Raw genomic sequence first — 17,749 nt, forward strand, 5'->3', positions numbered from 1 at the left:
CCTGCTCGCGCCGGATGCGGTGGCGGCGCTGCGGCGGTTCTTGTGTTGCGTTGCCGGGAAGCGGCGTGGTTCAGTGCACGGGGAAGCGCCGCTGCAGGAAATCCAGCACCGCTTCGTTGAACAGCGCGGGCCGCTCCATGCAGGCCAGGTGGCCGACATCCGGCAGGCAGCGGTATTCGGCGCCGGGAATGCGCTGCGCCATGCGCTCCATCACCTCGGGCGCGGCATTGGTGTCGTGCTGCCCGGCCAGCGCCAGCACCGGCACCGCGATGCGCGGCAGCGCGTCGCGCTGGTTGAAGCGCACCAGCGCGCCCAGCGCCGCGCGGTAGGTTGGCGCCGGCACCGCCGCCATCACCGCCGTGGCAAAGGCCACGGCTTGTGGCTCGGCATCGGGCGCGACCATGGTGCGCACCAGCCCGGCGGCCATCTCGGCCATGGTCCTGCCGGCGTCCAGCGGCGCGGTGCGCGCGGCGATGAAGTCGCGCTGCCAGGGCCCGTCGCCCTTGCCAAAGGCGGGCGAGGTGCCGGACAGCACCATGCCGTCGATCAGCGCGGGCGCGGCCGCGCAGGCCTGCTGCGCCACCATGCCGCCCATGCTGTGGCCCAGCAGCACCACGCGCCGGCCGGCGTCGCGCTCGGCCTGCAGCAGCGGCGCCAGCGCTTGCGCCAGCCCGTCGAAGTCATAGGGATCGATCAGGGCGCTGTCGCCGTAGCCGGGCATGTCCCAGGCCGCGGCGCGGTAGCCGGCCTGCGCCAGCGCCTCGCCCTGCGCGGGCCAGGCGGCCTTGCCGCCGCCGATGCCGTGCAGCATCACCACCGCCACCGGGCCATCGCCCCAGGCCAGCGTGGCGATGCCGTTGGCGTGGCGTTGCATCGTCGCGGTCGCGCTCATGCCGCCACCTCCACCAGCGTGCCCGCTTCCACCTCGTTGCGGCCATCCAGCGACACCGTGCAGTTGCGCAGCGGCAGGTCGAAATGGCCCAGCGTATGCCGCCCGGCGACCTCGTTGGCGCCGGTCGAGAACAGGAAGTTGCCGGCAAACGCGCGCAGCTCGGTGCCGTTGCAGTCGCGCTTGTCGTAGAAAGTCATCGCGTCCCAGCGCGCCAGCCGGTTCAGGCCCCAGCCCACGTGCGAGACCGCATACGCATCGCGCGTGCCTTCGCGATCGGCCCAGGCCTGGTAGTAGCCGCGCATCATGTCGGCGTCGACGCCCTGCCCCTCGACGCCGACGATGTAGTCGTCCTCGATATGGCAGACCACGGTATCGCGCAGGTAGGTCTTGAAGGTCAGGTTGACGTCGCCCGGCGCCAGCACCAGCGTGCCGTTGACCTGGCGGCTGGCCGGAAACGCCAGGCACAGCCCGCCGGGCCAGTGCGAGACCTGGCCGGGCTTGTTGCAGAAGCCCCAGACCCCGCCCACGCGGGCGTCGGCCAGGCCGATGCGCAGCTCGGTGCCGGCCGGCGAATGCACGCGCATCTCGCGCGCGCCGCGCAGGCGCTTCATGGCGGCACGCACGGTGCCTTCCAGCGCCGGGTCGGGCTGGCAGCGTTCCAGGATCTCGGGATGTTCGTTGCTGACCATCAGCATGCGCGGCACGATGCCGTCGGCACCGCGCAGGATCAGCGGCAGTTCCGGCGCGTGCAGCAGGCCTTCCACCGTGCAGTCCAGCACCAGGTGACAGCGCGACAAGGCCGCCACCACCGGCGCGAGGCCCTGCAAGGCATCGCTGGCGCCGGTGGAGCGCACCGGCGCGGGCGCGCCAAGTGCCGGTGTCGGCACCTGGATCCGCACCGGGGTGGCGCCCAGCGACTGCACGGCCAGTTCGGCCAAGGCCACGTTGACAGGGCGGGATTGCGACTCCGTTACAATTCCAACGACTTCCGCACCCTGCAGGGCACAGAGTTCCAGCGTGCGCCGGAACGCCGCCAGCCAGCGGTGTTCGATCTGCTCGATGAGCATGACTTGTCTCCGGTTGTTCTTGTATGGCGGCAGGGCTCGCCTGGTTTTGTGCGCCAGCCAACGCCCGCATCGCGGATTGGTGGTCGCCGGGCTTGTACTCGATGCCCATGGCGCGAATAATATATATGAAATTTCATGAACTCCAGCGGAGCCCCCATGGGCATGCCTGAGGCCCAGCCACAGATCACCAGCGCCGCCGCACCAGATTTCGATGCGCAGCACTTCCGCCGCACCCTGTCGCAGTTCGCAACCGGGGTGACGGTGATCACTACCCGCGCCAGCGCCGCGTCGGTCGCCGCCGGCGCGCCGCCGTTCATCGGCATCACCGCCAGTTCGTTCAATTCGGTGTCGCTGGATCCGCCGCTGGTGCTGTGGAGCATGGCCACGCGCGCCAACAGCCTGCCGATGTTCCGCGACGGCACCCACTACATCATCAACGTGCTGTCGGCCTCGCAGCTGGAGCTGTGCCAGCGCTTCGCCACCCTCAAGGGCGACCGTTTCGCCGGCGTCGACTACCGGCTCTCGGCCACCGGCCTGCCGATCCTGTCCAATGCGCTGGCCTGGTTCGAATGCCACAACCGCAGCCGCTACGACGAGGGCGACCACATCATCTTCGTGGGTGAAGTCGAGCGCTGCGGCGTGCTCGATGGCAGCGACGGCCCGCTGGTATTCCAGGGCGGCCAGTTCACCACCACCGCCCCCCTCGACCTCTGAACGGCACCGGGCCCATCATGGCGGACCTGCCCGCGCAATCCCCCCTGCCCTTTGTCGATGGCTACCTGGCCTACCTGCTGGCCCGCGCCAGCCACCTGATCTCGGGCGAATTCCACCGCGAAGTGGAGGCCAGCGGCCTGTCCGTGCAGGAATGGCGCGTGCTGGCCACGCTGGCCGACCGCCCCGACTGCACCATCGGCACGCTCGCCGAAATCACGCTGACCAAGCAGCCGACGCTGACCAAGCTGGTCGACCGCATGGCCGCCGACGGGCTGGTGACGCGCCGCGCCGGCCAGGCCGACCGCCGCCAGGCGCTGATCTCGATCACCCCGCGCGGCCTCGCGCTGGCCCAGCCGCTGCTGGCACGCGCCGCCCAGCACGAGCGCGCAGTGCTGGACGACTTTGGCCCGCGCCAGGGCGCGCTGCTGAAAGAAGCCCTGCGGCAGCTGATTGCGCTGCATACGCAACGCTAGGCGCCCTCCGCCGCCTTCAGGATCGCCAGCGGCGAACTGTCCACCTTGATGCGCTGCAACACGATATTCGAGCGGATATCCATCACGCCCTTGGTGCGGTACAGCCGGTTCACGATGAAGTCCGAGTAGTGCTTCAGGTTGCGCGCCTGCACCCGCAGGATGTAGTTGCTGTCGCCGGTGATGATGTACGCGGACAGCACTTCCGGCCACGACTGAACCGCGGCGATAAAGGTGTCGTGCCAGCCTTCCACATCATGGCGCATCGAGACCTGCACGATCGCCTCAAGCTCCAGCCCGAGCTGCTCGGCGTCGAACCAGGCGCGGTAGCCGCCGATCACCCCTGACTCTTCCAGCAGGCGCACCCGCCGCAGGCATGCCGAAGGCGACAGCGCCACGCGGTCGGCCAGGTCCTGGTTGCTGATGCGGCCGTTCTCCTGCAGGCAGGTCAGGATGCGCAGGTCGGTGGGATCGAGGTTCATTCGAATTTCCTTCGACCAATCATCAATTCTTCGCATTTTATGCGAAAGATGACCGCATCGACGGTCCATTTAGCAAGCCTCTTGCCGGCAATTTTGACTATGATTTCCGTCATCGAGGCAGACAACGACGGCGCCTTGCAAAGGCGCCGCGCACCCTTATGACCGCCCCCAATCAAGACCCGCGCCGGCTGTGGGACATCAGCCCGCCGCTCTCCCCCGCCACCCCGGTCTGGCCCGGCGACACGCCGTTCCAGCAGCAGCCGGCCTGGCAGATGGACGAGCACTGCCCGGTGAATGTCGGCCGCATCACGCTGTCGCCGCACACTGGCGCGCACGCCGATGCACCGCTGCACTACGCCGCCGACGGCGCGCCGATCGGCGCCGTGCCGCTCACGCCCTACCTCGGCACCTGCCGCGTGATCCATTGCATCGGCGCCTCGCCGGTGGTCGAGCCGCGCCATATCGAACACGCGCTGGCCGGCCTGCCGCCGCGCGTGCTGCTGCGCACCTACCGGCAGGCGCCGCTGGCGCAGTGGGACCCGCACTTCTGCGCAGTCGCGGCCGAGACCATCGCGCTGCTGGCCGCGCACGGCGTGCAGCTGGTGGGCATCGACACACCGTCGCTGGACCCGCAGGAATCCAAGACCATGGACGCGCACAACGCCGTGCGCAGGCACGGGCTCGCCATCCTGGAAGGCATCGTGCTGGATGAGGTCGATGCCGGCGACTACGAACTGATCGCGCTGCCGCTGCGCTTTGCCGGGCTCGACGCCAGCCCGGTGCGCGCGGTGCTGCGCAGCCTTGACTGAACCATTCCCGAACAACCCCTGGCCAATCCCACGACATGACGACATTTGACCGCGAGCACTGTATCCGGCTCGACCAGCAAGACCCGCTGCGCCCGCTGCGCGACCAGTTCGCTCTGCCCGAGGGCGTGATCTACCTCGACGGCAACTCGCTGGGCGCGCGCCCGCGCGCCGCCGCCGCTCGCGCCGCCCAGGTGGTGGCCGAGGAATGGGGCGAGGGCCTGATCCGCAGCTGGAACACCGCCGGCTGGTTCGAGCTGCCGCAGCGGCTGGGCAACAAGCTGGCCCCGCTGGTCGGCGCCGGCCAGGATGAGGTGGTGGTGACCGATACCACTTCGATCAACCTGTTCAAGGTGCTGGCCGCGGCGCTGCGCGTGCAGCAGACGCGCGACCCGGCGCGCAAGGTGATCGTGTCGGAGGCCAGCAACTTCCCCACCGACCTGTACATCGCGCAAGGCCTGGCCGACCTGCTGCAGCAGGGCTATTCGCTGCGCCTGGTCAATTCGCCGGCCGAGATCGACGCCGCCGTCGGCGCCGACACCGCCGTGCTGATGCTCACGCACGTCAACTACAAGACCGGCGAGATGCTGGACATGGCCTCGCTGACCGAACTCGCCCACGCCCGCGGCGCGCTCACGGTGTGGGACCTGTGCCACTCCGCCGGCGCGGTGCCGGTCAACCTGAAGGCGGCCGGGGCCGACTACGCCATCGGCTGCACCTACAAGTACCTGAACGGCGGCCCGGGTTCGCCCGCCTTCGTGTGGGTCGCGCCGGCGCTGCGCGATGCCTTCTGGCAGCCGCTGTCGGGTTGGTGGGGCCATGCCGCGCCGTTCGCGATGGATCCGCAGTATCGCCCGGTGGAAGGCGTGCGCCGCTTCCTGTGCGGCACGCAGCCTGTGACCTCGCTGGCGATGGTCGAATGCGGCCTGGACATCTTCGCCCAGACCAATATGCAGGTGCTGCGCGCCAAGTCACTGCTGCTGACCGACCTGTTCATCGAACTGGTGGAGGCGCGCTGCGGCCACCACCCGCTGACGCTGGTCACGCCGCGCGAGCACGCGCGCCGCGGCAGCCAGGTCAGCCTGGAGCACCCGGACGGCTATGCGCTGGTGCAGGCCCTGATCGAGCGCGGCGTGATCGGCGATTACCGCGAGCCGCGCATCGCCCGCTTCGGCTTCACGCCGCTGTACACCAGCTTCGCCGAGGTGTGGGATGCTGTGGAAATCCTGCGCGACGTGCTGGACAGCGGCGCCTATCGCGACGCGCGCTTCCAGACGCGCGGCCAGGTGACCTGATCGGGAGCGCATCATGAGTGAATTCAAGGGATGCCCCTTCTCCGGCGCTGCCAGCGAGGCAGGCACGAAAGCACAGGGCGAGGGCTGGCACGGCGCGCAGATGGACTTCGCCAAGGACATGAGCTATGGCGACTATCTCGGCCTGGACCAGATCCTGAGCGCGCAGCATCCGCTGTCGCCGGACCACAACGAGATGCTGTTTATCGTGCAGCACCAGACCACCGAGCTGTGGATGAAGCTGATGCTGCACGAGCTGCGCGCCGCGCGCGAGTCGGTCAAGGCCGACAGCCTGCCGCCGGCGTTCAAGATGCTGACGCGGGTGTCGCGCATCATGGACCAGCTGGTGCAGGCGTGGAACGTGCTGGCGACGATGACGCCGCCGGAGTATTCCGCGATGCGGCCTTACCTGGGGATGTCGTCGGGCTTCCAGTCGTTCCAGTATCGCGAGATCGAGTTCATTCTCGGCAACAAGAACGCGGCCATGCTGAAACCGCATGCGCACCGGCCGGAGCACCTGGCCTTGGTGGAGACCGCGCTGAAGACGCCGTCGCTTTATGACGAGGCGATCCGGCTGATGGCGCGGCGTGGTTTTGCGGTCGATGCGGATTGCGTGGAGCGCGACTGGACCCAGCCGACTGCGTACAACGCCTCGGTCGAGGCGGCGTGGCTGGAGGTCTATCGCAATCCGTCGGCGCACTGGGAACTGTACGAGCTCGGCGAGAAGTTCGTGGACCTGGAGGATTCGTTCCGCCAGTGGCGCTTCCGCCATGTGACCACGGTCGAACGCGTGATCGGCTTCAAGCGCGGCACCGGCGGCACCGAGGGCGTCAGCTACCTGCGCAAGATGCTGGACGTGGTGCTGTTCCCGGAACTGTGGAAGCTGCGCACGGACCTGTAACGCCTGCGCGCGTCGGACCTGGCCGTCACCCCGCCGGGTCCGACAACCTTGCCGCCAGCGCCCGCAACGCCGGCGCCAGCGTCTGGTGGAACACCGACTCATCCACCGCCCCATAGGAGGCACTGCAACTCAGCATGTGCAGCTCCTTCTCCCCCACCGGCCGGAACGCCACCGCACACGCATGGATGGCCGGATGCCAGTCGCGGAACGACGCCGCATAGCCGCGCTGCTGCGCCTCGGCCAGGGCCGCGCGCGTGGCCGTCTCCTGCTGCTTCCACTGCTCCGGAAAAGCCTGGCTGAACTCAGCCATGACCCGCTCGCGCCGCGCCGCCGGCAGCGCGGCCAGGTATGCCCGCCCCATCGAACTGGACACCAGCGACAGCCGCGAGCCCACGCCCAGCCCCAGCATCACGCCCGCATCGTTGCGGATCGATTCCAGGTAGATCACTTCCATGCGCTCGCGCTTGCCCAGCGAGACCGAGACCCCGTATGACTGCGCGAACGCCAACATATGCGGCCGCGCCAGCGACACCACGTCCGACGCCGACAGGTAGGCATAGCCCAGCGCCAGCACGCCGGCATCCAGCGCGTACTTGCCCAGGCTTTCGTCATAGCGCAGGTAACCGAGCTGCACCAGCGTGCCGGCCAGCCGGCTCACCGTGGCCTTGGGGAAGCCGGTGCGGCGCACGAAGTCCTGGTTGCCGAGCATTGCCTCGCCGGTGCGGAAGCAGCGCATCAGCTCCAGCCCGCGCGCCAGCGCGGTGACGAAGTTGGGATCGCTGTCGCGCACCGGCGCGGGCGGCGTGGCATCGGGAGAAAGTGGCGGACTGGTCAAGGCGGCTCCTCTCAGGTCGGCGGTTGTCCGCTCATCGCACAAAGGCATGGGTGTCGGGGGGTTTTGCCTGTTGCACGGCAAAACCATTGCGATATACTAATTCAACGGAACACAGTTCCGCAATGCGGAACCATAAAAACCCTCCGCGAAGATCACCGAACCCGTCATGATTCCCGGAAGCGCCGGTGCGGCAAGCGACCATTCGCCCCGCCCCCGATGCTTCCCCCGCGCTACCGAAGGAGACCTGCATGGCTGCCAACGCCGAATTCCACTGGGCCGACCCCCTGCTGCTGGACCAGCAACTGACCGCCGACGAACGCATGGTGCGCGACGCCGCCGCGGCGTACTGCCAGGACAAGCTGATGCCGCGCGTGCTGCAGTCGTTCCGCAACGAGAAGACCGACGTGGAAATCTTCCGCGAGATGGGCGAACTGGGCCTGCTCGGCCCCACCATCCCGGAGCAATACGGCGGCCCGGGCCTGAACTACGTCAGCTACGGCCTGATCGCGCGTGAAGTCGAGCGCGTCGATTCGGGCTACCGCTCGATGATGAGCGTGCAGTCGTCGCTGGTGATGGTGCCGATCTTTGAATTCGGCACCGAAGCGCAGAAGCAGAAGTACCTGCCCAAGCTGGCCACCGGCGAATGGATCGGCTGCTTCGGCCTGACCGAGCCGAACCACGGCTCCGACCCGGGCTCGATGGTCACTCGCGCCAAGAAGGTCGACGGCGGCTATGAGCTGACCGGCGCCAAGATGTGGATCACCAACTCGCCGATCGCCGACGTGTTCGTGGTCTGGGCCAAGCTGCAAGGCGACGACGGCAAGGAAGCGATCCGCGGCTTTATCCTCGAAAAGGGCTGGAAGGGCCTGTCGGCACCTGCCATCCACGGCAAGGTCGGCCTGCGCACCTCGATCACCGGCGAAATCGTACTGGACCAGGTGTTCGTGCCGGAAGAGAACATCATGCCGGGCGTGAGCGGCCTGAAGGGCCCGTTCACGTGCCTGAACTCGGCCCGCTACGGCATCGCCTGGGGCGCGCTGGGCGCCGCCGAATTCTGCTGGCACACCGCGCGCCAGTACACCCTGGACCGCAAGCAGTTCGGCCGCCCGCTGGCCGCCACGCAGCTGGTGCAGAAGAAGCTGGCCGACATGCAGACCGAGATCACACTCGGCCTGCAAGGCTGCCTGCGCCTGGGCCGCATGAAGGACGAAGGCACCGCCGCGGTGGAAATCACCTCGATCATGAAGCGCAACTCGTGCGGCAAGTCGCTCGACATCGCCCGCGTGGCGCGCGACATGCTGGGCGGCAACGGCATCTCGGATGAGTTCGGCGTGATCCGCCACGTGGTGAACCTGGAGGTGGTCAACACCTATGAAGGCACCCACGACATCCACGCGCTGATCCTGGGCCGCGCCCAGACCGGCCTGCAGGCCTTCTTCTGATCGTCATCCGCGACTTGCGCACAGGCTCTCCGCAGTAAAAAGGCCCGGCTGTAAGGCCGGGCCAAGCACACTACCAAGGAGACGACGAGGCTGCCCCCGTCGATAAAACACCTGTCCTGCACGCCGGCCCCGCCTTCACGCGGGGCCGCGTTCATTTGTTGGGTTGGGGCGTCAGGCGCAGGTACGGACGCACCGCCTGGTAGCCCTTGGGGAATTTCTCGCGAATCACCGCCTCGTCCTTCAGCGAGGGCACGATCACCACGTCGTCGCCGTCCTGCCAGTTGCCCGGCGTGGCCACGCTGTGGTTGTCGGTCAGCTGCAGCGAGTCGATCACGCGCAGGATCTCGTTGAAATTGCGCCCGGTGCTGGCCGGATAGGTGATGATCAGCCGCACCTTCTTCTTCGGGTCGATGATGAACAGCGAGCGCACCGTCAGGGTCTCGTTCGCGTTCGGGTGGATCATGTCGTAGAGTTGCGACACCTTGCGGTCGCCATCGGCCAGGATCGGGAAGTTGACCGTGGTCGACTGAGTCTCGTTGATATCCTGGATCCAGCCGCGGTGCGAGTCCACGTTGTCCACCGACAACGCGATCGCCTTGACGCCGCGGCGTGCGAATTCATCCTTCAGCTTCGCGGTCAGGCCCAGCTCGGTGGTGCACACCGGGGTGTAGTCGGCCGGGTGCGAGAACAGCACGCCCCAGCTGTCGCCAAGCCACGCATGGAAGCGGATGCGGCCTTCGCTCGAATCCTGCTCGAAGTCCGGGGCGATATCGCCAAGACGCAAAGCCATGTTCTGTTCTCCTGATTTCGGGGTGGAACCAGAGTATCCGGATTGATATCCAACCCAAACGAATATAAAGTCACTACAAAATCACTCGAAGTCATAAAGACATTTTGTGACATTGATCACGCGTGCTTTCCGGCATGCTTGCGATACCAGGCACTGCAGAGTCGCGCTTGCTGGCGTGTAGCCTTGAAACCACCGCCGCCCGCCACATATGCTAAGTATCAGACCGACAAATGCCGTTAGCCTCGGAGCGTAGAAAATGTCAGAATCCGCACAAACCGAACCAACCGCCCGCAAACAGGAGAAACTGATGAGCGATGTCAAGACCGTTCTGTCCGACGCCGAGGAACTGCTGAAGCAAGCCGCCTCGACCACCGGGGAAAAGGCCGCCGAACTGCGCGAGCGTGGCATGGGCCTGCTCAAGCAAGCCAAGGAAAAGGCCCAGGACCTGCAAGACGCCGTCGTGACCAAGAGCAAGGCCGCGGCACGCGCCACCGACGACTACGTGCATGACCACCCGTGGCGCGCCGTGGGCGTGGCGGCCGGCGTAGGCCTGCTGATCGGTCTGCTGCTGAACCGCAAGTAAGCGATTCCAACCCGGCGCGGCATGCTGGTGCCGCGCCTGAGCGGCAACCCGGTCATCGGGTTGCCAGTGGCCGGAGCTGGCGGCACACCATGGCGCCAAACCCGGCCCCGCCTGCTGGAAAGGCGCGTACGGCCTCGCCGTCGCGCCGCTCTTTCACGCCGGAGCCGCATGAGCGAATCCCCCCCTTCCCCCAAGTTCCTCGAATCCGTGCGCAACCTGGCCGGCTCGCTGGTGGCAATGATCCAGACCCGCCTCGAACTCGCCAGCGTGGAGCTTGCCGAGGAACGCACGCGCCTGATGAAGGTCGCGCTGCTGGCCTGCTTCGGCCTGGTGTTCTTTGGCATCGGGCTGGTCACCCTGACCGGGCTGATCGCCATCCTGTTCTGGGACACCTACCGCTGGCAGGCACTGGGCGCACTGACGGTCCTTTATCTCGTGCTGTGCGCGATTTGCCTCGCGTACGCACGCAACCTGGTGCGCAACGCCCCGCCGATGCTGGAGGCCACGCTCGCCGAAATCGACAAAGACCGGGAGATCCTGCGCCGATGAGCCCCCTGGAACCCGACCACAGCGCTGCCGGACACGACCGCCGCAATCACCCGCGGCGGGCCCGGTTCACGCAAGAGGTGCGCCTGCCGCTGGCGGTGCGCAAGGAACTGCTGCTGACCCGCGCCGCGCTGGAACGCTACGACTGCCTGCAGGCCCTGCATGAGGTGCGGGGTGGCGCGCACCGCCTGGGCACTATTGGCCATTGGCTGCCGCGCATCGCCCGTCCGGGGTCGTGGATGAAAGTGGTCGGCATGACCAAGGACTACCCGCTGCTGAGCACCGTATTGACGCTGGCGCTGCCGCTGGTCAAGCGCACGCCGGTGCTGCGCTGGACCTGGAAGCTGTCCAAGGTCGGCCTGGCAGCCGGCGCCGCCTACTGGGTGTACAACACCTGGCGCGAGGCCAGGCACCAGGCCGTGCCACCCGCAACCGCGCCGACGCCCGCGCCGGCCGGCACCCCGCCCGGCGCCGATACCGGCTTCCGCGATCCGCTCGTTCCCTGACCCGCCGCCGCGCCTGGCGGCTCAGCCCGCCAGCGCCAGCGCCGGCCGGTCACCGGCCTTGGGATCCGCCGGGGCAAACGGCACCGGCGAAGCAATGTGGTAGCCCTGCACCAGGTCCACGCCCAGCTCGCGCAGCCGTTCGAGCATGGCCTCGCCCTCGACGAATTCCGCAATGGTCTGCTTGCCCATGGCGTGGCCGATGCGCTGGATCACCTCCACCATCACCAGGTTGACCGGGTCGGCCAGCATGTCGCGCACGAAGCTGCCGTCGATCTTCAGGTAGGCCGCCGGCAGATGCTTGAGATAGGTGAACGACGACATGCCCGCGCCGAAGTCATCCAGCGCAAACTTGCAGCCCAGCTGCTGCAACTGCAGGATGAACGCGCCGGCCTGTGCCAGGTTGGAGATCGCCGCGGTTTCCGTGATCTCGAAGCAGATGCCGTCCAGCGCGATGCCGAAGCGCTGCGCCTGCTCGCGCACGAAATCGGGAAACTGGAGGTCCGCCAGCGACGAGCCTGACAGGTTGATCGCGCAGGTGGCAATCTCCGCCTGCCGTCCCGCCAGGGTGCCAAACGCGGTCTCGACCACCCAGCGGTCGATCATCGGCATCAGGTTGTAGCGCTCGCAGGCCGGCACAAAGGCCATCGGCGGCACCAGCCGGCCGCGTTCATCGACCATGCGCAGCAGCAGTTCCACATGACGGCCCGTCTGCGGCAGTGCGCCATCGTGCGCCGGCACGATCTCCTGCGAGTACAGGCAGAAGCGGCCAGCCGCCAGCGCCGCATGCACGCGGCTGACCCACTCCATCTCGCCGTGGCGCGCCTGCACCACGCTGTCCAGCGGATGGTAGACCTGCACACGGTTGCGCCCGCCCTCCTTGGCCACATAGCAGGCCGCGTCGGCCGCGCTCAGCGCCTCGGCGACGTTGACGGTCTGGCGATCCAGCGTCACCAGGCCGATGCTGACACCCAGCGTGAAGGTGCGCTGGCGATGCGCAAAGCGGAAACAGGCAATGGCGTGGCGCAAGGCCTCGGCCACGCGTTCGCCGTCGGCGTGGCCGCATTGCTCCAGCAGCACGCCGAACTCGTCGCCGCCCAGCCGGGCCAGCGTGTCGCTGAGGCGCAGCTGGCTGCGCATGACCTCAGCCATCTGCCGGATCAGTTCGTCGCCGGCGGCATGGCCGCAAGTGTCGTTGACCACCTTGAACTGGTCCAGGTCCAGGTACATCAGCGTATGGGTAGTGCCCTGCACCCGTGCCCGCGTGATCGCCGCGTCCAGCCGGCGCTCGAACTCGGCGCGGTTGACCAGGCCGGTCAGCGCATCGTGGCTGGCCTCGTACGCGAGCCGCGCCGCATGGGCGCGTTCCTGGCTGATATCGTGCAGCACCACCACCACGCCGATGGCCTGCGCGGCACGGTCGCGGATCAGCGCCACCGATGGCTTGACCGCCAGCGCCTGTCCGGGCAGCCCGGACACATCGCGCTGCACCAGCTGCGCCGACCGGCTGCGCCAGCGCTGCCGCAACGCCAGCGTGACAATATCGGGCAGCGGCGCCAGGCTTTCCTCGTCACGCAGCACGCACACGCTGCTCAGCGGCAGGCCGCGGGCGTCGGCTTCGCGCCAGCCGGTCAGGGCCTCGGCCGCGGGATTGAGCGATTCCACGCGCCCCCACACATCGGCTGTCACCACCGCGTCGCCGATGGCCTGCAGCGTGACCTGGGCGCGCTCCTTCTCGGCAAAGAGCTGGGTCTCGTAGCGCTTGTGGTCGGAAATATCCGTGAGCGACCCCGCCATGCGCGCGCGCCGGCGCCCCGCCCCGCGCACCAGCCGGCCGCGGGCGCGTACCCACAGGTAATCGCCGGCGCGGTTGCGCAGGCGGAATTCGGCGTCGTAGGGCTCGCCGCTGCGCAGATGGTGGGCCAGCTTGGCCTCGAAGGCTGCCAGCTCGGAAGGATGCAGCAGGCCCAGCACGGTTTCGCGCGCATGCGGCAGTTCGGCGTCCTGGTAGCCCAGCATCTGCGCGCAGCGCGGCGAGAAGTACAGCTCGCCGCGGCCGAGATGCCAGTCCCACAGGCCGTCGTTGCTGCCCTCCACCGCCAGCTGCAGCTGCTCTTCGCGCTGCGCCAGCGCCTCGCGCAGCCGGCGCTCGCGCCGCAGCGGCGCCACCGACAGCAGGATCGCCGACATCAGCAGCGCGGCCGCCATCACCGCGCTGCCGGTGGTCAGCAGCCGCGTCACGCGGCGCGAGGCCTGGCCCAGATGGCCCGAAAAGGCCCGCTCCAGCGGCGTCAGCCTGGCGTCGATCTGCGCAATATTGCGCAGCACCGGCGCCACGCACTCATCCCCGCAGCCGGGCTGGCGGGTCAGCCGGCGCAGGGTCAGTGCCTGTTCGTGCAGCGCAGAGATCTCGATGTCGCCCGCGGCCCACACGCGGATCGCGGCATCGACCTCCTGGATATGGCGGAAATTCCGGTAGAGCCGCACCATCCGCGCAATGTCTTCGGGGTGGTTGCCGCCGGCAAGCAGCCCTTCATGGATGCGCTCCAGGTCAGGCTCGTCGCGGTCGAGCTCCAGGCGCGCGCGGTGGTCGCCCAGCGGGATCGCGATCGACTCCAGGTATGCCTCGAAATCCGCCGGATCGCGATCCTCGCCGTAGCGCAGCAGGTGCAGCACGGCGTTCTTCTGGCCCCTGGACCACTGGCTCTCGCCCGCGACAAAGGCGCGCGCGGCCGACAACAGGTCCAGGCTGGCGATGCTGAACAACGCCAGCGCAACGACCACCGGTACGAACGGCCAGATAATGCGCAGCACGTGCCCGCTGGCCGGCAAGGAAACGCCTGCTTGCCGCATAGGGTCTTGTTGGTGGGCCGTGTCTCGCGGCCGTTCTGATGGACCGCGGTCAACACGCCGCGGCTGACCCATTGTGCTGCGCAGGCAGGCCTAAGTCTCTACCTCGAACTAGTTAAAGGCCTCCCCCGTTAGCGGGGCATGCCAGACGCAAAAAGGGCCTGTGGCTTGCGCCACAGGCCCTTCGTAATACTGGTGGGTCGTGCGTGACTCGAACACGCGACCAACGGATTAAAAGTCCGCTGCTCTACCGACTGAGCTAACGACCCGAAAAAACAGAACCGCGATTATAGGGATGCGGTTCTCGATGTGTCAAGCACGCTCCTCAGGCCATGCGCTCCAGACGCCATATCTGGTAGCGGAATGCCAGCACTGCACCGGCCAGGATACCCGCCAGCGCGATAAACGAGCCAAGCGCCAGGGTCGACACACCCGACAGGCCCTGCCCGACCGTGCAGCCCAGCGCGGTCACGCCGCCCGCACCCATCAGGATGCCGCCGACCATATGGTTGGCGACGTCCTCGGCATTGCCGAAGCCTTCCCAGCGGAACGTGCGCGTGGCCAGGGCATAGGCCGCCGCGCCGGCGATCACGCCGAACACGCTGACGATGCCGACCGTCACCACCTTGCTCTTGTCGCTGAACATCATCAGCCAGTCGAGCGTGTAGGCATAGGGTGCGACAAAGCTCAGGCTTTCCATGCGGCCGCTGTTGGTCGAGACGAACAGTTCCTCAAGCGTATTGGGGTCTTCGGCTACATAGCCGAGGTGGCCCGAGACATACCACATTGCCACGATGATCAGCCCGACGCCGATGCCGCCAAGCAGGTTGTCGAACGAGCGGAAGCCGCGGCCCGCCAGCGCCCACAGCACCAGCACGCCGCCCAGCGCCAGGCCCAGGCCCAGCTGCAGCGCGCCGCGCGCGAGCCCCGTGCCCTGCGCCAGCATGGACGGCAGGTCTTGCGTAGTGGGCAGCGTCAGCGCCACCGCATCGACGGTATTCACTCGCACCACGCCGAACAGCCCGCGCAGCGTCATGTAGGCCGACAGGCCCAGGAAGACAAAGACCACCAGCGACTTCAGGTTGCCTGCGCCGATACGCACCAGCGTCTTGCTGCCGCAGCCCGACGCCAGCACCATGCCGAAGCCGAACATCAGCCCGCCGGCCAGCGCCGACAGCCAGCCCAGCTTGCTGGCAGTGTAGATGGTCTTGGTAGGGTCGATCGCGCCGGTCCAGGCCAGCACGCCGGTGCCGATCATGGCCACGCCGATCGCCAGCACCCACATGCGCATGCGGCTCCAGTCGCCCATGTTGACGATGTCAGAGACCGCGCCCATGGTGCAGAAGTGCGTGCGCTGCAGCACGGCGCCAAACAGGAAGGTCAGGATGAACGTGCTCAGCAGCACGGTGCGCGAGAGCGCGGCGAGGTCGATTTCAGGCATGTAGGGGGCGTGGACGTCGGCTTGTGATCAGGCAGCGGCCTGGTAGCGGGTGGGATCGGGCACACCGGCGGCTTCAAAGCCGGCCCGGCGGATGCGGCACGAATCGCACACGCCGCAGGCGCGGCCGTCGTCGTCGGCCTGGTAGCACGACACCGTCAGGCTGTAGTCCACCCCCAGCGCGATGCCGGCACGGATGATCTCGCCCTTGGTCATGTCGATGATGGGCGCATGCACGCGGAAGCGGTCGCCCTCGACCCCGGCCTTGGTGGCGAGGTTGGCCAGCGTCTCATAGGCCGCAACGTATTCCGGGCGGCAGTCCGGGTAACCGGAGTAGTCGACCGCGTTGGCGCCGAAGAACAGGTCGCGCCCGCCGACGGCCTCGGCCCAGCCGAGCGCCAGCGACAGCATGATGGTGTTGCGCGCCGGCACGTAGGTGACCGGGATGCCGTCGGAAGCGCCGTCGGTCGGCACCGCCAGCGCGTCGTCGGTCAGCGCCGAGCCGCCGAAGCGGCGCAGGTCCAGGTCGATGATCTCGTGGCGGGTGGCGCCCAGCGCAGCCGCCACGCGCCTGGCGGCTTCCAGCTCAGAGGAGTGGCGCTGGCCATAGCGCATCGACAGCGCATAGGTCTCGAAGCCCTGGGCGCGGGCCATGGCGAGTACGGTGGCGGAGTCTAGTCCGCCGGACAGCAGGACGATGGCGCGTTTGGTCATGATGGGAAGCGCGCCGCCTCGGCGCGCAAAAGATTCAGGCGAATCGGCTATTTTAGCGCGACCCAAGAAAAAGGCCCGCCGAAGCGGGCCTTGCAGACAGGACCGGGCAAGCCGGCCGCTTCCGGTGTTACTTCAACGTCTTCAGCCGGTTGCTGGCCGCCTGCGCGCCTTCGGTGCCCGGATACTTGGCCACCACCTGTTCCAGCGTCTTGCGCGCGGCCGCCTTCTGGCCGGACTCGAGCTGGTTGTTGGCGACCGCGATCATCGCGTCCGGCACCTTGGGATGCGTCGGGTTGTTATTGATCATCGTCTGCAGCACCGAGGTGGAGCCCTTGTAGTCGCGCTGCGCATACAGCGAGTTGCCGAGCCAGTACTGCGCCAGCGGCACGTACGGGCTCTGCGGGTACTTCTTGACGAACGCCGAGAACGAACTCCCGGCGCTCTTGAAGTCGCCCGCCTGGAACTGCTTGAGCGCGGCATCGTATTCGGGCTTTTCGCCCGGCTGCGACAGGCCTTCGCGGCCTTCGACGGTGACCTGCTGCGGCTCGAATTTCTTCAGGCGCGCGTCCAGGTCGGCGTAGTAGTCCTTCTGCTGCTTCTGCAGCGTGTCCACCGTGTTCTGCAGCACTTCGTTCTGGCCGCGCAGACGCGCCACTTCCTGGCGCAGGCCCTCGAGCTGGTTCTGCATGTCGAGCGTGGTGCGGCTGTTCTGCTCGATGCGCTGCGTCGCGGTCGCCTGGAAGCCGTTGAACTGGTCGCGCAGGCTGATGACCGCCTTGCGCGCCTCGTCATCATCGAACACTCCGGCATGCGCCTGCGACAGCGGCAGCATGCCGCCGCCGGCGACGGCGGCGAGCCACAACAGGGTGGAAACGCGTGCTTTCATGAAAGGCAGTCCAGAGATCAGAGATCAGAGATCAGTAGTTGATGTCCGCGCGGCGGTTTTCGGCCCACGAGGCTTCATCATGGCCGGTGGCCTTGGGCTTTTCCTTGCCCAGGCTGACGGCTTCCATCTGGCCGTCGGGCACGCCCATCGAAGCCAGCGAGCGGCGCACGGCTTCGGCGCGCTTCTGGCCCAGCGCCAGGTTGTACTCGCTGGTGCCGCGTTCGTCGGTGTTGCCCTGGATCAGGATCTTGCGGCCCTTGTTCGAGCCCAGGTACTTGGCGTGCTCGCCCAGCATGCCCTGGTAGTCGGACTTGACCGTGTAGCTGTCGAAGTCGAAGTACACGCTGCGCTTGGCCAGCGGGCTGTTCGGATCGTTGAGCGGATCGGCGGCCGTGACCGGGGTCACTGCGCGCGGATCGGCACCGGTGCCCGCGCCGGCACCCGCTTTGGCGGTGTCGTCCAGCTTGACGCCGGAGCTGCAGGCGCCAAGGGCCAGCAGTGCGGCAACGGCAAGGGTTTTGCTCATCAGTTGGGGCAT

Annotated in this window: 19 protein-coding genes and 1 tRNA gene; 9 read left to right on the top strand and 11 right to left on the bottom strand. The window is 67.6% G+C overall.

Translation table 11 applies throughout. The features are described from left to right. Positions 1–70 precede the first annotated feature (70 nt). A complete protein-coding gene (locus AC1Q6V_RS05680) occupies positions 71–892 on the bottom strand; it encodes an alpha/beta fold hydrolase (RefSeq protein ID WP_010813718.1) in 822 nt (273 codons plus the stop codon). Then, entirely contained in the window at positions 889–1,959 is a 1,071-nt protein-coding gene (locus AC1Q6V_RS05685) for a 2,5-dihydroxypyridine 5,6-dioxygenase NicX family protein (RefSeq protein WP_010813719.1), read from the bottom strand. Before AC1Q6V_RS05685 ends, AC1Q6V_RS05680 begins: the two co-directional genes overlap by 4 nt. 156 nt (positions 1,960–2,115) lie before the next feature. Here AC1Q6V_RS05685 and AC1Q6V_RS05690 point away from each other — a divergent pair, with 156 nt between their 5' ends. Together AC1Q6V_RS05690 and AC1Q6V_RS05695 are read left to right on the top strand one after the other, a co-directional pair. Then, positions 2,116–2,673, top strand: a complete 558-nt coding sequence (locus AC1Q6V_RS05690; RefSeq protein WP_010813720.1) for a flavin reductase family protein — start codon at positions 2,116–2,118, stop codon at positions 2,671–2,673. 17 nt (positions 2,674–2,690) lie between these two features. Continuing rightward, on the top strand, positions 2,691–3,146 hold the full coding sequence (locus AC1Q6V_RS05695) for a MarR family winged helix-turn-helix transcriptional regulator (protein WP_010813721.1): 456 nt from the start codon (positions 2,691–2,693) through the stop codon (positions 3,144–3,146). Here the strand turns inward: AC1Q6V_RS05695 and AC1Q6V_RS05700 are convergent. After that, positions 3,143–3,625, bottom strand: a complete 483-nt coding sequence (locus tag AC1Q6V_RS05700) for an Lrp/AsnC family transcriptional regulator (protein ID WP_010813722.1) — start codon at positions 3,623–3,625, stop codon at positions 3,143–3,145. The genes AC1Q6V_RS05695 and AC1Q6V_RS05700 overlap by 4 nt on opposite strands. Positions 3,626–3,783: 158 nt before the next feature. Here AC1Q6V_RS05700 and kynB point away from each other — a divergent pair, with 158 nt between their 5' ends. The 3 genes from kynB to kynA are packed head-to-tail and all read left to right on the top strand — an operon-like array spanning position 3,784 to position 6,624. Beyond that, positions 3,784–4,434: an arylformamidase gene (gene kynB / locus AC1Q6V_RS05705; RefSeq protein WP_010813723.1), complete on the top strand. Its 651-nt coding sequence runs from the start codon at positions 3,784–3,786 to the stop codon at positions 4,432–4,434. Between the two features lie 35 nt (positions 4,435–4,469). Continuing rightward, positions 4,470–5,726, top strand: coding sequence for a kynureninase (gene kynU, locus AC1Q6V_RS05710; RefSeq protein WP_010813724.1), 1,257 nt, complete (start codon positions 4,470–4,472; stop codon positions 5,724–5,726). Positions 5,727–5,739: 13 nt separating this feature from the next. Beyond that, entirely contained in the window at positions 5,740–6,624 is an 885-nt protein-coding gene (kynA, locus tag AC1Q6V_RS05715; protein ID WP_010813725.1) for a tryptophan 2,3-dioxygenase, read from the top strand. A 25-nt stretch (positions 6,625–6,649) separates the two neighbouring features. Here the strand turns inward: kynA and AC1Q6V_RS05720 are convergent, their stop codons facing one another. After that, a complete protein-coding gene (locus AC1Q6V_RS05720; RefSeq protein WP_010813726.1) occupies positions 6,650–7,459 on the bottom strand; it encodes an IclR family transcriptional regulator in 810 nt (269 codons plus the stop codon). Positions 7,460–7,707: 248 nt separating this feature from the next. On the opposite strand from AC1Q6V_RS05720, the gene AC1Q6V_RS05725 reads away from it, so the two are divergent. Beyond that, positions 7,708–8,901, top strand: coding sequence for an acyl-CoA dehydrogenase (locus tag AC1Q6V_RS05725; protein WP_010813727.1), 1,194 nt, complete (start codon positions 7,708–7,710; stop codon positions 8,899–8,901). 151 nt (positions 8,902–9,052) lie between these two features. Here the strand turns inward: AC1Q6V_RS05725 and AC1Q6V_RS05730 are convergent, their stop codons facing one another. After that, positions 9,053–9,691: a peroxiredoxin gene (locus AC1Q6V_RS05730; RefSeq protein WP_010813728.1), complete on the bottom strand. Its 639-nt coding sequence runs from the start codon at positions 9,689–9,691 to the stop codon at positions 9,053–9,055. 256 nt (positions 9,692–9,947) lie between these two features. Here AC1Q6V_RS05730 and AC1Q6V_RS05735 point away from each other — a divergent pair, with 256 nt between their 5' ends. The 3 genes from AC1Q6V_RS05735 to AC1Q6V_RS05745 all read left to right on the top strand — a co-directional run bounded on the left by AC1Q6V_RS05735 (position 9,948) and on the right by AC1Q6V_RS05745 (position 11,326). Continuing rightward, positions 9,948–10,274, top strand: coding sequence for an ElaB/YgaM/YqjD family protein (locus AC1Q6V_RS05735; RefSeq protein ID WP_010813729.1), 327 nt, complete (start codon positions 9,948–9,950; stop codon positions 10,272–10,274). Between the two features lie 168 nt (positions 10,275–10,442). Further along, positions 10,443–10,823, top strand: coding sequence for a phage holin family protein (locus AC1Q6V_RS05740; RefSeq protein ID WP_010813730.1), 381 nt, complete (start codon positions 10,443–10,445; stop codon positions 10,821–10,823). Further along, entirely contained in the window at positions 10,820–11,326 is a 507-nt protein-coding gene (locus AC1Q6V_RS05745; RefSeq protein ID WP_011615846.1) for a DUF3318 domain-containing protein, read from the top strand. The genes AC1Q6V_RS05740 and AC1Q6V_RS05745 overlap by 4 nt, the downstream gene beginning before the upstream one ends. A gap of 21 nt (positions 11,327–11,347) precedes the next feature. Here the strand turns inward: AC1Q6V_RS05745 and AC1Q6V_RS05750 are convergent, their stop codons facing one another. The 6 genes from AC1Q6V_RS05750 to pal form a co-directional block, all read right to left on the bottom strand. Continuing rightward, positions 11,348–14,248: an EAL domain-containing protein gene (locus AC1Q6V_RS05750; protein WP_052181593.1), complete on the bottom strand. Its 2,901-nt coding sequence runs from the start codon at positions 14,246–14,248 to the stop codon at positions 11,348–11,350. A gap of 118 nt (positions 14,249–14,366) precedes the next feature. After that, positions 14,367–14,442, bottom strand: a tRNA-Lys gene (locus AC1Q6V_RS05755). Between the two features lie 56 nt (positions 14,443–14,498). Further along, positions 14,499–15,614: a YeeE/YedE family protein gene (locus AC1Q6V_RS05760; RefSeq protein WP_010813733.1), complete on the bottom strand. Its 1,116-nt coding sequence runs from the start codon at positions 15,612–15,614 to the stop codon at positions 14,499–14,501. Between the two features lie 27 nt (positions 15,615–15,641). Beyond that, positions 15,642–16,325, bottom strand: a complete 684-nt coding sequence (gene queC / locus AC1Q6V_RS05765) for a 7-cyano-7-deazaguanine synthase QueC (protein WP_011615849.1) — start codon at positions 16,323–16,325, stop codon at positions 15,642–15,644. Positions 16,326–16,452: 127 nt separating this feature from the next. After that, positions 16,453–17,211, bottom strand: coding sequence for a tol-pal system protein YbgF (ybgF, locus tag AC1Q6V_RS05770; RefSeq protein ID WP_010813735.1), 759 nt, complete (start codon positions 17,209–17,211; stop codon positions 16,453–16,455). Positions 17,212–17,242: 31 nt separating this feature from the next. Continuing rightward, positions 17,243–17,749: a peptidoglycan-associated lipoprotein Pal gene (gene pal, locus AC1Q6V_RS05775; RefSeq protein ID WP_010813736.1), complete on the bottom strand. Its 507-nt coding sequence runs from the start codon at positions 17,747–17,749 to the stop codon at positions 17,243–17,245.

Source organism: Cupriavidus sp. GW823-FHT07B10 (assembly GCF_058794355.1).

Coding starts and splice junctions, on each gene's coding strand:
- AC1Q6V_RS05680 (WP_010813718.1), bottom strand. CDS start 892: ATGAGCGCGACCGCGACGATGCAACGCCACGCCAACGGCATCGCCACG.
- AC1Q6V_RS05685 (WP_010813719.1), bottom strand. CDS start 1,959: ATGCTCATCGAGCAGATCGAACACCGCTGGCTGGCGGCGTTCCGGCGC.
- AC1Q6V_RS05690 (WP_010813720.1), top strand. CDS start 2,116: ATGGGCATGCCTGAGGCCCAGCCACAGATCACCAGCGCCGCCGCACCA.
- AC1Q6V_RS05695 (WP_010813721.1), top strand. CDS start 2,691: ATGGCGGACCTGCCCGCGCAATCCCCCCTGCCCTTTGTCGATGGCTAC.
- AC1Q6V_RS05700 (WP_010813722.1), bottom strand. CDS start 3,625: ATGAACCTCGATCCCACCGACCTGCGCATCCTGACCTGCCTGCAGGAG.
- kynB (WP_010813723.1), top strand. CDS start 3,784: ATGACCGCCCCCAATCAAGACCCGCGCCGGCTGTGGGACATCAGCCCG.
- kynU (WP_010813724.1), top strand. CDS start 4,470: ATGACGACATTTGACCGCGAGCACTGTATCCGGCTCGACCAGCAAGAC.
- kynA (WP_010813725.1), top strand. CDS start 5,740: ATGAGTGAATTCAAGGGATGCCCCTTCTCCGGCGCTGCCAGCGAGGCA.
- AC1Q6V_RS05725 (WP_010813727.1), top strand. CDS start 7,708: ATGGCTGCCAACGCCGAATTCCACTGGGCCGACCCCCTGCTGCTGGAC.
- AC1Q6V_RS05730 (WP_010813728.1), bottom strand. CDS start 9,691: ATGGCTTTGCGTCTTGGCGATATCGCCCCGGACTTCGAGCAGGATTCG.
- AC1Q6V_RS05735 (WP_010813729.1), top strand. CDS start 9,948: ATGTCAGAATCCGCACAAACCGAACCAACCGCCCGCAAACAGGAGAAA.
- AC1Q6V_RS05740 (WP_010813730.1), top strand. CDS start 10,443: ATGAGCGAATCCCCCCCTTCCCCCAAGTTCCTCGAATCCGTGCGCAAC.
- AC1Q6V_RS05745 (WP_011615846.1), top strand. CDS start 10,820: ATGAGCCCCCTGGAACCCGACCACAGCGCTGCCGGACACGACCGCCGC.
- AC1Q6V_RS05750 (WP_052181593.1), bottom strand. CDS start 14,248: ATGGGTCAGCCGCGGCGTGTTGACCGCGGTCCATCAGAACGGCCGCGA.
- AC1Q6V_RS05760 (WP_010813733.1), bottom strand. CDS start 15,614: ATGCCTGAAATCGACCTCGCCGCGCTCTCGCGCACCGTGCTGCTGAGC.
- queC (WP_011615849.1), bottom strand. CDS start 16,325: ATGACCAAACGCGCCATCGTCCTGCTGTCCGGCGGACTAGACTCCGCC.
- ybgF (WP_010813735.1), bottom strand. CDS start 17,211: ATGAAAGCACGCGTTTCCACCCTGTTGTGGCTCGCCGCCGTCGCCGGC.
- pal (WP_010813736.1), bottom strand. CDS start 17,749: ATGCCCCAACTGATGAGCAAAACCCTTGCCGTTGCCGCACTGCTGGCC.